We start from the raw sequence: 14,381 nt of genomic DNA, 5'->3' as shown, positions 1-14,381 counted from the left end.
TGCTATCAAATGGTGCACTCAGCATTTAAACCCATAAGTATTCAAGGTTAAGTAAAACCCAGCTTTGTATAAGTTACCTAATGATTATTACCATTCTTGGTCATCTCGCCATAAACTCGTTTCTTATAATGTGCTTAGCCAAATCTGGTTCACAAGTTGCTTAGTCAGACAAAGGAAGACCACAAAGTAAGCGACTTTAACCTAACCATCATGGGAAACGACTATGACTCAATCAGATTATCCATTAATTGAAGTGCCTCAAAATAAACGCCGGGGGCTATTGCCAATGGCAGTGATTCTGCTTGGTTTTACCTTTTTCACTGCCACCATGTGGGCTGGAGGTACATTGGGCACCGCCTTTTCATTTTCAGAATTGCTCTTGGTGATATTGGTCGGTAACTTGTTGCTTGGCCTTTATGCTTCGTGTTTAGCATTCATTGCCTATAAGAGTGGTTTAAACAGCGTTTTAATGGGGCGATTTTGTTTTGGTGAAATTGGTAGCAAACTAGCCGACTTCATCTTGGGCTTTACTCAAATAGGTTGGTACGCATGGGGTTCAGCAACGCTCGCAATTGTATTAGTTAAAATCACCGGCATACCAGAAGTATGGCAAACGCCATTAATGATTTTGTTTGGTATGGCTTTTTGTATCACCGCCATGATTGGCTTTCGAGGCATGGATATTTTGTCCCGTATCGCCGTGCCTGCCATGCTCTTGTTTATTTTAATTAGTCTTTATACTGGCTTAGTCGATGTGGGTGGCCTCTCTGCTTTATTTGGTATTGAGCCAACACAAAGTTTAAGCTTCACCGCCGCCATCACCATTGTCATAGGTACGTTTGTCAGCGGCGCCACTCAGGCAACCAATTGGAGTCGTTTTGCGAACAGTGGCAAGGTCGCCGTTTGGGCAACCATGGGCGCATTCTTTATCGGCAATGGTTTAATGGTATTAACTGGAGCGCTTGGTACGTTAATCTATCAACAAGCGGATATTGTCGATGTTATGCTCGCTCAAGGCTTTATGGTTTTGGCGGTGCTTATGTTATTTCTTAATATCTGGACCACTCAAGACAATACCATTTATAACTTTGCCGTTGCTGGGTGCAATCTTCTTCGCACCGATAAACGTCGTGTTGTCACGGTGGCAGGGGCGGCCATTGGTACCATCATGGCGGTGTTTGGTATGTACAATTTCCTCATTCCATTTTTAGTCTTACTAGGGACATTTATCCCGCCTATTGGTGGCGTCATCATGGCGGACTTTTGGTTACGCCATAAAGGTCAGTATCCTTTATTAGCCAATGCGGAACTGCCTGCGTTTAATTGGGTTGGACTTGGCGCTTATGCTATTGCGTCTGCAGCGGCCTATCTATCTCCTGTTATGCCACCTATTGTTGGGGTCTTTGTGGCCATTGTGGCTTATAGCGTATTATCTTTTCTAACCCATAGACAAACGGTCACCGCACTAGGAAACTAATGAGTATTTGTTGCGCAGATATACCTCGTCTACCCGGCCTCGAAAGCATCAGCTTTCGAGCCGGTTTAACTGGAGGTCAACGTATAGTCCGCTGGCCTTATGTTGCAGAAAATGACTCCATTCAACCATGGGTCAGTGGTGGTGAGCTGGTTTTTGTCACCGGAATTAACCACCGTCGCACCGAAAAGAATCTCTGCCAATTAGTAACAGAAGCGGTGAATAGTCATGTCGCTGGGCTGGTTATCTTGACTGGGCCGGAGTTTATCCAGCAAATTCCTAACAGTGTCTTAGAACTCGCTAATCAGCATCAGTTACCTATATTAGAACAGCCATATCGTCTAAAAATGGTACTGGTTACCGAGATCATTAGTAATGCTATCGTTCAGGACAACCTCATAGGGAAGTCAGTACGACTATTTTTAACCAAGTTAATAAACGGTTTTGATCAAGCGCCAGAGTTAATCCATTTACGCGCTGGGGATTTAGGCATCAGTGACAACCGCCCTTTTGTCACATTAGCCTTAAGAATTAGCCGGATTAAGCAAGAGACGGACGACCCGAATTATCCGCTGCATCACTTAAACCATGAATTGGAGCAGCATTTAGGCGGCATTTTAAAACGCCGGCAAATTGACTGGCCTGTTCTCAGTTATGAAAAAGATCTATTAGCCATTTGGCCAATCACAGAAGAGGACACTTCTGAGCTTTATCGCGAATTAGAGCAAGTACTAAACTTATTACAAAAACGCTTTCCACAACTCGTGTTATGTATCGGAGTAAGTGAACGTACAACAGGTTTGGAAAAGTTAGCCCAAGCAACAGAGCAAGCTCGCCAAGCGTTACAGTTCGCTGTCAAACATCAGCATCAGCGTATTTTCCTCTATGAACAACTCGGTATTGCCCGCCTGTACGCCGCGATTCCAAACCGCGGTTTACTCGCCGACTTTTGCAAACAACACCTTGGGGAATTGTGCTTTGCTCGGGACAATGCCACGTTAGAAATGAAAAACACACTTAGCCATTACTTCAACCACTTTGGTCATTTACAACAAACAGCTGATGCCATGGATGTTCATAGAAATACGCTTAGCTATCGTCTTAGCAAGATCGAACAGCGTTTAGGCTATTCTTTACAAGATCCATTTTTGCGACTCAACTTACAAAACGCATTACTCATCGAACAAATCTTATTTCACCATCACAACATTGATGATCAGGCTGTCACACCTGACCCACAAAAGGATTGAATTTTTATGCAAATCATCAACGCCCGTTTGCGTCAGCGCCCAGAACTGTTTTCTATCCATATCGAAGAGGGCTGTTTCAGTCGCATTGATATTCAAGACAATACGCTGACAGCAACGGATAACACTATTGATGCTGGCGGTAATCTAGTTTGCGCCCCATTTGTCGAGCCACATATCCACCTTGATGCCGCTTTAACCGCCGGTGAACCAGAGTGGAACCAAAGTGGTACCTTGTTTGAGGGCATTGAACGCTGGCGTCAACGAAAACCCATGTTGAATGAAGAAGATATTCGCCGACGAGTGCTATCAACAATAGAGCTTTTGGTGCAAAACGGCGTTCAGGCGATTCGAACCCATGCCGACACGACAGATCCGACTTTAATTGGCGTTCGCACGCTTTGCGCTTTGCGGGATGAACTAAAAGACAAAATCGACTTGCAAGTGGTGGCCTTCCCGCAAGACGGTATGCTGTCTTACCCAAATGGCTTAAAGTTAATGGAAGAAGCCTTGGAGATTGGTGCTGATGTGGTTGGCGGCATTCCACATTTTGAATACACGCGTGAGTTAGGGGAAAAATCCGTCAAACTCATCATTGAGTTAGCTCAAAAATACGATCGTTTGGTCGATGTCCATTGTGATGAAATTGACGACCCCAATTCGCGCTTTTTAGAGTTTCTCGCTCATGAGGCCTTACTCCATGACATGGGTTCAAAAGTCACCGCTAGTCACACGACAGCGATGCATTCTTATGACAACGCCTATTGTTCCAAACTGTTTAGACTACTGAAAAATTCTGGCATTAACTTCATCTCTTGCCCAACCGAAAGCATTCACTTACAAGGTCGTTTCGACACCTATCCAAAACGTCGTGGAGTGACCCGAGTCAAAGAGCTAAGAGAAGCCAATATCAATGTGTGCTTGGGTCAAGATTCCATCTTCGATCCCTGGTATTCACTCGGCAATGGCAAACTACTAAGAACATTGGATTACGCCATGCATATATGCCAAATGATGGGCTATCAAGACTACGCCCGCGCATTAGACATGATCACAGACAACAGTGCTCGCACTATGTGCTTAGAAGGGTATGGCATAGAAGTAGGCAACGCAGCGCACTTTATACTATTAGAAGGACACGATGACTACAGCGTACTGCGTCAACAAGGTGATGTATTACTCTCTGTACGTCACGGAGAAGTCATTATGCAACGCCAACCATCTAAAGTAATCACGCAGCCTTGGGTGACGAAAGAAGTACTGCAATAAATTACACTCTTACTGAGTATGACAGCCCATTTCTAAGAATAATTCTTCCTAAGATAGGTGTAACGCTTTTCACCTATCTTGTTCTCTAGCATTTCTCTAAAAAAACACCGCCGTAATCAACACACCAAACAAACTGTACAAAAAACAACCTTTATTTTTTGCGCTAACAAATATCCTTTCCTAGACTTTGATGACTAACAAAATGATAAAGGACTATATATGCGCATACACTCCATTCGAATCAAGATGATGCTCCCTATTATTTTCCTCTCAATTATTTTGGTCTCTCTATTTGTTTTTATGATGCTCATGAGCAATATGCAAAAGAATAATATGAAGTTACAGGCCGAACACTATTTCGAAGCGATTTCGGAGGTATTAAATGCTGACCGAGATATCTATCAAGCACGACTTGCACAAGAAAAAATGCTCGACGGCCAAGGACCTAAGACAGACAATGAAGAAGACTTTAGAGAAAATGCTCAACAAGTATTTGATCGTTTTCAACTTTATAGAAAATATCTTGCAGACGAACCGACAGAGCTGCTAACACCTTTTGACTCCTTTAATACTCTTTACAAAGATTGGTTAGAATCCAGTGAAAATCTTATTGCCACCTCAAAAGGTAGCGTTCAATTTTCCGAAACCATGATTGCATTAGATAATCAATTCCAAGTCATTCGTAATATGCTTGATGAAGCTGGAGAAAAGCTTCGTGATCACATCCATAATACTAAAGAGCAAATCAACTCAGCAGTCGAACTTAATAACTATGTAGAAGCCATTACAGAGGTATTAAATGCCGATAGAGACTTATACCAAGCACGTTTAGCACAGCAAAAAATCATTAATGGCATAGGAGACAGTGACGCCAACAAAGAAGATTTCAACCTAAATGCTGCTCAAGCATTAGAACGATTCAGAAAATATCGTGGCCATTTAATGGATGAACCCGAACTGACAAATCCTTATGATAAATTCGATATACTGTTTGATGACTGGTTTAAAGCAAGTCTCGCTCACCTAAACTCTCCTGAAGCTCAAATATCAACCAAACTCCCGCAAAAAATAAAAAAGGCTGATGAAAAGTTTGCTGCTATCCGCTCACTCTTAGACAAAGCTGGTGAAACGGTAAGAAAACACTCCAGAGCAATTGAAGATGAAACCAAAAACAATATTAGCCGTAATCAAGAAATCGCCATGACAGTCACAACAATCGCCTTTGTCATATCTCTCATTTTTGGCTACCTCATTCCACTTAAAATCACCAAAAATGTTGAAAATATGGGACGTCGTATCCGTGAAATAGCCGAAGGGGATGGTGATTTAACCCAAAGGATTAACTCCAGCGCAAAAGACGAACTTGGGGATCTTGCTAAAGAATTTGATGGCTTTGTAGAACAGCTAAGATCCATTATTAGTAATATACATAAACAATCTTCAGCTCTTGGCAGTATGACTACGGAGCTAAAAAGCGCATCAGAAACCACCAACAATATTACCCATGCATTGGTAGATGCCTCTTCATCCATGATTAGTGCAGGGCAAGAGATGAATATCTCAAACCAACAAATGGCGGAAGTCGCAAAAGATACGGAAACAGAAGCCACCAACTCAAGCCAATTAACCGAACAAGGCATACAAGCGGTAAATACCTCTCATAAAGCCATTTCCAGCCTTATCGGTGATATCAATGAATCATTAAAACGGGCCGAGGAACTAGAGAAAAGTTCGGAAAATATTTCGTCTGTGCTTGAAGTAATTAGAAACATCGCAGAACAAACCAACCTATTAGCCTTAAACGCAGCGATAGAAGCAGCTCGTGCCGGTGAACAAGGCCGTGGTTTTGCCGTGGTTGCAGATGAAGTACGCACATTAGCAACCCGAACACAAAACAGTACCGATGAAATAGAAACCATCATAGAGCAGCTAAAACTGAATGTTAAAGAGTCTTCTATTTCGACTCAAAACAGTAGAAGTAATGCAGATAACACCGCAGCCAACTTTGATAACGTTATCAATATTTTTGACTCTCTGAATCATTCCTTTGAAAAAGTACAGCAAATGGCATCAAAAACAGCTCAAGCCACTCTTGAACAAGCAACGTTATCGGACGGCATAAATCAAAGCCTTATGTTGTTAAAAGAACAAACCGATGGCGTGAAAGATGTCTCCAATTTAATCAACAATCAATCAACGCAAATAACTGACTTGTACAAAACGCTGAATAATGAAGTAGGAAACTTCAAAGTATAGGTAGAACGTCAGAAAAAGGAGCGAATGGAAGCAAAGTGCAATTAGCTAGCTCTTTAACATCAGCAATGAAAGAGCTAGCATTGACCACTTACTTATCTGTTGGACAGTTTTCCAGTCCAATGCGGTAAGTTGAAACCATGCCTGTACCGCCATATTTGTGGAATGCAGTAAATGCACTGTAGCTTGGCTTATAAGTTACTGTGTAATTCATGTTAATTTGAGAACCATAATTACCGCAGCAGTTTGCACTGACTGAAGCGTCTTGATTAACAATTTGAAAGTCTTCGAGATTATACTTTTCTGCGAAAGCAATAAGCTCCTCAGTCTTTGCCTTATAGATTTCCCCCACATCAATATCGCTATTAGGCTGAAGGTTTTCCATATAAGACACAGAAGTCATATCCTTAACTTCACAAGCTGGTGCTTCAGTTGAGTCTTGAGCGATTAACATGCTAGAAAAAAGTAATACAGGTACTGAAACGCACGTAGACAAAAGAGTTTTCATCATAAACATCCTATGTGGTTTAAAACATATCCATTAGCGTAATGAATCATCACGACGCAGATTAATTAAAGGCTTTTGCGCGAGAAATGTTAACACAAACTAACAGTCCAAATAAAAGCACTACCCCAATCTTTCTTATGAACTAATGACCAAATTCTGAGCTTTTCCATTGGCAAACGCGACAACATTTTCAAACGCCGCTTTAAAGTAAAGCTCATAACTGTTCTTCTCAACGTAACCAATATGAGGTGTACACAACACATTAGGCAAGGACAACAAAGGCTCGTTATTTATATTAGCGGGTTCGGTTTCAAACACGTCAATGGCTGCACGCTTAGTTGGATTCGATGACATTTCACGATAAAGCGCACCACTTTCAATAAGTTCCGCTCTACTAGTATTCACGAGCAAAGAGTCCTGTTTCATTAAAGCCAAATCTGACTGTGTTACAAGGTTTCTAGTGGCATCATTAAGTCGTAAATGCAAAGTAATAATATCCGCCGATTGAAAGAAATCGGCTTTAGAAGCCGCCGCTAGAAAACCATGCTCTTGGGCCAAAGCTCTTGAACTCTCACTGCCCCACACCAAGACCTTCATACCAAAGACTTTCGCATATTGCGCGATACGTTGACCTATTTTACCGTAGCCCCAAATTCCTAACATTGACCCATTTAATACTCGGCCTAAACCCAGAGCCCCAGATTGCTGCCAATTGCCTTGATAAAATTGCCCAACGTATTCAGGAATATGTCGGCTTGCTGACATAATAAGCCCCCAACATAATTCAGAGGGAGCAACAGGAGAACCGACACCTTCTGCCACAGCAACACCATATTGATGGCAAAGCTTGGCATCTATATGGTTACTAATTTTTCCGGTTTGACTAATGAGTTTTAAATTGGGTAATTGCGCAAGCAACTCTTCTGAAATAACGGTGCGTTCACGAATCAAAACCAACACATCAAAGTCTTTCAGATTCGAGACTAAATCTTCAATGCTAAGCATCGTATCATTGAAAATACGCACACTATGATTCGCTAAAAGGTCAAAGCAAGCTAAGTCCTTCACACAATTTTGATAGTCATCCAGAATGGCGATTTTCAATGGAAGCGTCTCCTATTCAATTCGGTAATAAATTGTCATTTTACAATGAATGAGAGCGATAGAGTGAGCTTAAAACTTAAAAATACCCAATAAAACACAACAATCACGCTTTTACTCTCTCTTAAAGTGCGCGCTCTCTTGCACCGTATTAATGGCTCGTATCGGATAGGGAATGACGATGCCTTCCTCTTTAAATCGCTTGTGCAGAGCCTGTATAAAGGCAGATTTAATAAAAAAGCGCTGGAAGTATTCATGAGACCTAAGCATAACGGTAAAATTAATGCTGCTATCATCAAAAGTATGAAACAGAATGAAAGTATCATAACTTTCCACGCCAAATTCATGCTGCTTTAGAATGTTCCTGGCGACTTCCAATGTGACTCGCTCAACATGATCTAAATCCGAGTCATAATGCACACTCACTTCAACCGGAACAGACAACTCTTTAGACGGATAAAAGTAATTAATAATTTTAGATTCCGATAAGACGCTGTTAGGCATAATTATCGTGTTGTTTGGCAACATTCTAATCCATGTCGAACGCCAGCCAATTTTTTCTACGAAGCCCTGCTCGCCAGAGTCCAATTCAATATAATCTCCAACACGAATCGGCTTATCCATTACCAATTGAACACCAGAAAAGAAATTCACTAAAGTCGGCTGCAGTGCCAAGGCGACAGCAAGAGAACCAATTCCCAAAGAAGCAACAACAGGCATAATAGAAATACCCAATGTTCCCATCAAAACCAGCCCACCGATTGCCACAACAAAAGAGCGACTAACCCCAACCACGATGGATTGACTGCTTAGCAAAACCGCAGAGTTTTTACTGTAATAGCGGATAAACCCAGTTAAAACACGATCAACAAATATCACGGCCGCTAAGACCAGCAAAATAGGTAATGCATATTTCACCACTCCTTTCGTGACATTAGCGACCGGAGAAGACGTTGATGGCAGAAAATTGTCGAGTAATAAAAAGCCAATCCAAATAATTATTAAGGATAAAGGCAAGCGAACAGCCTTAATCAAGAGGCTATCAACAAAATAATGAGATCGATCTGTAATACGACGAATGCGGATTAAAATAAGGCGTTGAACCAGCAACAATGCGCAGATAACTATCAAGACAACAGCAAAAACCAACACCCAATTCGGTGTATCAAGCAGCCAACTTGTGGCTTGAGCATAAAACGATTGAAAAGAGTCCATCAGCATGGCCTTTATGCAGTTTTGTTACCTAAAAAGCTGCAAAATCCATTCCGTAATCTTTTCCTAGCTCATCAAACTTACTATGCACCATAAAAAAGCCCCGCTAATCATGCGGGGCTAATAACAGAAATTATCACTCTAAATTTAGTCGCTATAGGCGTTCGAAAACCGTCGCAATGCCCTGCCCCATACCAATACACATGGTCGCTAGGCCGAGAGTCGCGTCTTTTTCACGCATCACATTTAGCAAAGTCGTGGATATGCGCGTACCTGAACAACCAAGTGGGTGACCAAGCGCAATCGCACCACCATTCAAGTTCACTTTATCTTCCACAAGATCCAGCAAACCAAGGTCTTTTAGTACAGGAATAGATTGGGCAGCAAAGGCTTCGTTTAACTCAACAATCTCAATATCATCCATTGACAAGCCTGCTCGCTTTAATGCCTTCTTCGTTGCTGGCACAGGGCCATAGCCCATAATGGCTGGGTCACAACCCGCAACCGCCATACTACGAACTTTGGCTATTGGTGTTAAACCAAGTTCTTCGGCTTTCTTAGCTGACATCATTAGCATAGCTGATGCACCATCAGACAATGCAGACGATGTACCTGCCGTTACAGTTCCCACTTTCGGCATGAAAACAGGTGGCAAGCTCGCTAGCGATTCCATTGAAGTTTCAGGACGAATGACTTCATCGACTTCAACGAGGACCTTATTACCATCCGCATCATGACCTTCAATAGACACAATTTCGTTATCAAAGCGACCTTGCAAAGTCGCTTCATGGGCAAGACGATGAGAACGCACCGCAAACTCATCTTGTGCTTCACGGCTAACACCATGCATTTTGCCCAACATTTCAGCGGTCACGCCCATCATCATAGACGCTTTTGCCATATGTTTAGACAGCGCAGGGTTCACATCCACCCCATGCATCATGCCAACGTGCCCCATATGTTCAACACCACCCACAACAAACACATCACCTTGTCCGGTCATGATCGCTTGCGCGGCGGTATGGATTGCAGACATTGATGACCCACAAAGTCGGTTAACGGTTTGTGCTGCACAAGTGATTGGTAAGCCAGCTAACAGAGATACGGCGCGAGCCATATTGAATCCCTGCTCTAAGGTTTGGTTTACACAGCCCCAGATCAGATCTTCAACGTCTTTTTGCTCAACACTTGGATTACGTTTAAACAGTGCTTTTACCAGCTCAGCCGATAAATTTTCCGCTCGCACATTACGGAATACACCATTTTTTGTTTTACCCATTGGTGAGCGAACGGCGTCAATAATAACGACATCATTTGGATTCAGTTTCATGGAAGTTCTCCTCTAGCCTATGGGAAATTATGCGCCGTAATAAGTGTCGTTGTTTTTCGCCATTTCACGCATTTTTGCGGTTGGCTCGTACAACTTACCTAAGTGGCTGTATTTATCTGCAAGGTCACAAAAGGCCTGCAGTCCCATTTGGTCTAGGTAGTGCAACGCACCGCCAAGGTATGGAGGGAAACCAATACCATAAATCAATCCCATGTCCGCTTCTGCGGCAGAGGCCACTATATTTTCTTCAAGACAACGTACTGTCTCAATACACAGTGGAATCATCATACGAGCCACAATATCGTCTTCGCTTAACTCAGATTTTGAGACCACAACCGAGGAAAGCAATGTATCGATTTCTTCATTAAAGATTTTCTTTGGCTTGCCTTTACGATCCTGCTCGTAGGTATAAAAACCTTTACCATTTTTCTGACCGAATCGCTCTAACTCAAACAAGCGATCAACCGCATTGGTACCTTCATGCTTCATTCGATCAGGGAAGCCTTCTGCCATTACTTGATCCGCGTGATATGCCGTGTCGATACCAACTACATCAAGCAAATAAGCAGGCCCCATTGGCCAACCGAATTTTTCCATGGTTTTATCCACCACTTGGAAATCCGCGCCTTCCTGCATCAATAAAGAAAAACCAGCGAAATAAGGGAATAAAACTCGGTTTACCAAGAAGCCTGGGCAATCATTAACCACCACGGGGGTTTTACCCATTGCCTGAGCATAAGCTACGGTTTTAGCAATTGCCGCATCACTGGTTTTCTCACCGCGAATTACTTCGACCAAAGGCATACGGTGCACAGGATTAAAGAAATGCATACCACAGAAATTTTCAGGGCGTTTTAGATCTTTTGCCAATTCCGTAATAGAAATGGTTGACGTATTAGACGTCAAAATTGCCTCGTCAGAGATCTTAGTTTCTACTTCAGCCAATACCGATTTTTTAATCTTAACGTTCTCAACAACCGCTTCGACCACTAAATCGACATGCTCAAATTCACCGTAGCTCAAAGCCGGAATAATGGCGTTCATGGCTTTAAACGCTTTGTCGGTGGTTAATCTTCCACGCTCTACTTGGCCATTAAACAATTTATTCGCTTCACTCAATCCCAACTCTAGCGCTTCAGGACGAATGTCTTTCATGATAATTGGGGTGCCTTTTGATGCAGACTGATAAGCAACACCACCGCCCATAATACCAGCCCCCAACACGGCAGCTTGTTTAACTGGCGTTGCGTTTTTCGAATATTTACCCGCCGTTTTCTTGATTTGCTGGTCACTTAAAAACAAATTCACTAAAGATTTCGCCACTGGGCCTTTAGCGAGCTTAACAAAGCCTTTTATTTCAGTATCAAGGGCTTTTTCAATGACTTGGCTAACGCCTTTTTCAATGGTTTTAATCGCCGCCATTGGAGCAGGATAATGTTTACCTGCTTTCGCTCCCACCACACCGCGAACAGACTCAAAGACCATCATTTTTTCAATGGGTGAAAACTCTAATGGCGCACGCAACTCGTCTCGACGAGCATGATAGTTTAATTTGCCATCTATCACTTGCTGAATAAGGTGGCGTGCAGATTCATTCACTTTCTTTGCTGGTACAACAGCATCGACAGCACCATCTTTAAAGGCATCCGCACTGCGCTTTTGAGCACCACCACAAATCCATTCACAAGCATTGTCTGCACCGATTAAGCGAGGTAAGCGAACCGTTCCGCCCCAACCTGGATAAATACCAAGTTGCGTTTCAGGCAAACCGATCTTAGCTGAGTCGGCCATCACACGATAATCACACGCCAGCGCAAGTTCCATGCCCCCCCCCAGTGCAATACCATTAATAGCGGCTACGGTTGGGCAGCATAAGTTCGAAATATCAGTGAAAATATTATGAACATGACGCAATTTATCCGACAGCTCATCTTCTTCAAGCTTGAACCAAGTCATAAACTCAGTGATGTCTGCGCCAACAACAAACACATCTTTTGCACTGGCAAAAATAACACCCTGTAAGTCATCAATATGTTTAAGTGCTGTCACGGCTTCAGATAATTCATTCAAGGTAAGACTATTGAATTTATTAATCGACTCACCGACCAAATCCAGAGTGACGGTTGCCACACCGGCATCATCGACTGCAACCTTGACTGCTTGTCCTTCGAAAATCATGCTGGTCTCCAATTATTTTTATTGTAATGACGGAGGAAATCTAACCACCGCCATCCGGTACATCAAACGTTAAGCTTCAACTACAAACTCTTTTCTAACTCAGGTACAGCGTCAAACAAATCCGCTACTAAACCATAATCTGCCACTTGGAAAATTGGAGCCTCTTCGTCTTTGTTAATAGCAACAATTACCTTAGAGTCTTTCATCCCCGCCAAATGCTGAATGGCCCCAGAAATACCAACGGCAATATACAAGTCTGGCGCAACTGTTTTACCGGTTTGACCGACTTGCAAATCGTTTGGTACAAAGCCGGCATCTACCGCCGCTCGTGAAGCACCAATCGCCGCTCCCAATTTATCTGCAACTCCTTCCAATAAAGCAAAGTTATCGCCATTGCCCATACCACGACCACCGGAGATGATCACACTCGCTGCGGTCAACTCAGGACGATCCGACTCGGCAAGTTGTTCTTTTACAAAGCGGCTGCGATCTGAACTAATCACTTGAGAAAGCACTTCTCGCTCAGCGTTGCCGCCAGAACTGGCTGCTGCATCAAAGCCGGTTGCACGAACGGTCAATACTTTCACAGCATCGGTTGTCTTAACCGTTGCAATGGCATTGCCAGCATAAATTGGACGAACAAACGTATCTGCCGACTCAACCTTGATCACATCAGATAACTGAGCAACATTCAGTAATGCCGCCACTCGTGGCATGGTATTTTTTCCAGTTGTCGTTGCTGGCGCTAAAATATGTTCATAGCCACCTGCCACTTCAACAATTAATTTAGAGACATTTTCAGCCAACTGATGTTCATAGGCAGCATTATCAGCTACTAAAACTTTTGTCACCCCAGCGACTTGTGATGCTTGTTCAACAACCGTTTGGCATTCAAAGCCAACAACCAGCATATGAACATCTGCATCAATTTGTGTGGCTGCGGTTACTGTATTTAACGTCGCAGGCTTAAGAGATTTATTGTCGTGTTCTGCAATGATTAATACGCTCATGACACCACCTTCGCTTCATTTTTAAGTTTGTCGACTAACTCAGCAACAGAGCCAACTTTGATACCACCCGCCCGCTGCGGTGGTGGCGTCACAGAAACAATGCTGACATTAGACCCAACTTCGACACCTAAATCCGCAGGAGTTTTAACATCTAAAGGCTTTTTCTTAGCTTTCATTATGTTTGGAAGTGAGGCAAAACGCGGCTCATTGAGTCGAAGATCGGTCGTAACCACCGCTGGCAAGGTAATCGCCAAGGTCTGCAAACCACCATCAATTTCACGAGTCACTTGCGCTTCGCTGTTTTCAATAACGACTTCAGAGGCAAAGGTTGCTTGAGGATAATCAAGAAGAGCTGCAACCATCTGACCCGTTTGATTGTTGTCAGAATCAATCGCTTGCTTACCCATAATAATTAAATCGGCAGACTCTTCTTGCGCCACCTTGGAGAGTAATTTAGCGACGGATAAAGAATCCAATCCATCCTCAGCTTCAACTTGAATAGCACGATCAGCGCCTAACGCCATCGCTGTTCTCAGTGTTTCTTGGCAAGCTTTAGAGCCGACAGACACCACCACGACTTCATCAGCTACACCTTTTTCTTTAAGACGAATCGCTTCTTCCACGGCAATTTCACAGAATGGATTCATAGACATTTTGACATTAGTAAGATCGACCGCTGTATGGTCGGACTTAACACGAACTTTGACGTTGTAGTCGATGACTCGCTTTACAGATACTAAGATTTTCATAAGCCCCTCGTAATTATTATTAAGCTCTTATTCATACTTTCTAACTCTTT

Annotated in this window: 11 protein-coding genes; 4 read left to right on the top strand and 7 right to left on the bottom strand. The window is 42.9% G+C overall.

Annotation, left to right across the window (positions count from 1 at the left end; translation table 11 throughout):
* Nucleotides 1-223 precede the first annotated feature (223 nt).
* The 4 genes from codB (at nt 224) to C0J08_RS07665 (ending at nt 6,246) form a co-directional block, all read left to right on the top strand.
* Nucleotides 224-1,477: a cytosine permease gene (codB, locus tag C0J08_RS07680; RefSeq protein ID WP_212655506.1), complete on the top strand. Its 1,254-nt coding sequence runs from the start codon at nt 224-226 to the stop codon at nt 1,475-1,477.
* Nucleotides 1,477-2,724 carry a PucR family transcriptional regulator gene (locus C0J08_RS07675; protein ID WP_212655505.1) on the top strand — a complete coding sequence of 416 codons (1,248 nt, stop codon included), beginning with the start codon at nt 1,477-1,479 and terminating at the stop codon, nt 2,722-2,724. The genes codB and C0J08_RS07675 overlap by 1 nt, the downstream gene beginning before the upstream one ends.
* A gap of 6 nt (nt 2,725-2,730) precedes the next feature.
* Nucleotides 2,731-3,990, top strand: coding sequence for a cytosine deaminase (codA, locus tag C0J08_RS07670; protein WP_212655504.1), 1,260 nt, complete (start codon nt 2,731-2,733; stop codon nt 3,988-3,990).
* A gap of 318 nt (nt 3,991-4,308) precedes the next feature.
* Nucleotides 4,309-6,246, top strand: coding sequence for a methyl-accepting chemotaxis protein (locus tag C0J08_RS07665; protein ID WP_249344571.1), 1,938 nt, complete (start codon nt 4,309-4,311; stop codon nt 6,244-6,246).
* A gap of 88 nt (nt 6,247-6,334) precedes the next feature.
* Here C0J08_RS07665 and C0J08_RS07660 read toward each other — a convergent pair whose 3' ends face one another.
* The 7 genes from C0J08_RS07660 to C0J08_RS07630 form a co-directional block, all read right to left on the bottom strand.
* Entirely contained in the window at nt 6,335-6,751 is a 417-nt protein-coding gene (locus tag C0J08_RS07660; protein ID WP_212655502.1) for a hypothetical protein, read from the bottom strand.
* Nucleotides 6,752-6,886: 135 nt separating this feature from the next.
* Nucleotides 6,887-7,855 (bottom strand): D-2-hydroxyacid dehydrogenase family protein, encoded by a 969-nt coding sequence (locus tag C0J08_RS07655; protein ID WP_212655501.1) that lies wholly within the window; start codon nt 7,853-7,855, stop codon nt 6,887-6,889.
* A 111-nt stretch (nt 7,856-7,966) separates the two neighbouring features.
* Nucleotides 7,967-9,067, bottom strand: a complete 1,101-nt coding sequence (locus tag C0J08_RS07650; RefSeq protein WP_212655500.1) for a mechanosensitive ion channel family protein — start codon at nt 9,065-9,067, stop codon at nt 7,967-7,969.
* A gap of 151 nt (nt 9,068-9,218) precedes the next feature.
* Entirely contained in the window at nt 9,219-10,394 is a 1,176-nt protein-coding gene (gene fadA / locus C0J08_RS07645) for an acetyl-CoA C-acyltransferase FadA (protein ID WP_212655499.1), read from the bottom strand.
* A 27-nt stretch (nt 10,395-10,421) separates the two neighbouring features.
* Complete coding sequence (gene fadB / locus C0J08_RS07640; RefSeq protein ID WP_212655498.1) at nt 10,422-12,572, bottom strand: fatty acid oxidation complex subunit alpha FadB; 2,151 nt, start codon at nt 12,570-12,572, stop codon at nt 10,422-10,424.
* Between the two features lie 80 nt (nt 12,573-12,652).
* Nucleotides 12,653-13,582 (bottom strand): electron transfer flavoprotein subunit alpha/FixB family protein, encoded by a 930-nt coding sequence (locus C0J08_RS07635; RefSeq protein WP_212655497.1) that lies wholly within the window; start codon nt 13,580-13,582, stop codon nt 12,653-12,655.
* Nucleotides 13,579-14,331, bottom strand: coding sequence for an electron transfer flavoprotein subunit beta/FixA family protein (locus C0J08_RS07630; RefSeq protein ID WP_212655496.1), 753 nt, complete (start codon nt 14,329-14,331; stop codon nt 13,579-13,581). Before C0J08_RS07630 ends, C0J08_RS07635 begins: the two co-directional genes overlap by 4 nt.
* Nucleotides 14,332-14,381 lie beyond the last annotated feature (50 nt).

This window comes from Marinomonas sp. CT5 (assembly GCF_018336975.1).
Lineage (GTDB): Bacteria > Pseudomonadota > Gammaproteobacteria > Pseudomonadales > Marinomonadaceae > Marinomonas.
The sequence above is the reverse complement of the archived record's forward strand: the minus strand, read 5'-3'. Positions and strand labels throughout refer to the sequence as shown.

What these genes read in the sequence shown, in the direction of transcription:
- codB (WP_212655506.1), top strand. Translation starts at nt 224, where the DNA reads ATGACTCAATCAGATTATCCATTAATTGAAGTGCCTCAAAATAAACGC.
- C0J08_RS07675 (WP_212655505.1), top strand. Translation starts at nt 1,477, where the DNA reads ATGAGTATTTGTTGCGCAGATATACCTCGTCTACCCGGCCTCGAAAGC.
- codA (WP_212655504.1), top strand. Translation starts at nt 2,731, where the DNA reads ATGCAAATCATCAACGCCCGTTTGCGTCAGCGCCCAGAACTGTTTTCT.
- C0J08_RS07665 (WP_249344571.1), top strand. Translation starts at nt 4,309, where the DNA reads ATGCAAAAGAATAATATGAAGTTACAGGCCGAACACTATTTCGAAGCG.
- C0J08_RS07660 (WP_212655502.1), bottom strand. Translation starts at nt 6,751, where the DNA reads ATGAAAACTCTTTTGTCTACGTGCGTTTCAGTACCTGTATTACTTTTT.
- C0J08_RS07650 (WP_212655500.1), bottom strand. Translation starts at nt 9,067, where the DNA reads ATGGACTCTTTTCAATCGTTTTATGCTCAAGCCACAAGTTGGCTGCTT.
- fadA (WP_212655499.1), bottom strand. Translation starts at nt 10,394, where the DNA reads ATGAAACTGAATCCAAATGATGTCGTTATTATTGACGCCGTTCGCTCA.
- fadB (WP_212655498.1), bottom strand. Translation starts at nt 12,572, where the DNA reads ATGATTTTCGAAGGACAAGCAGTCAAGGTTGCAGTCGATGATGCCGGT.
- C0J08_RS07635 (WP_212655497.1), bottom strand. Translation starts at nt 13,582, where the DNA reads ATGAGCGTATTAATCATTGCAGAACACGACAATAAATCTCTTAAGCCT.
- C0J08_RS07630 (WP_212655496.1), bottom strand. Translation starts at nt 14,331, where the DNA reads ATGAAAATCTTAGTATCTGTAAAGCGAGTCATCGACTACAACGTCAAA.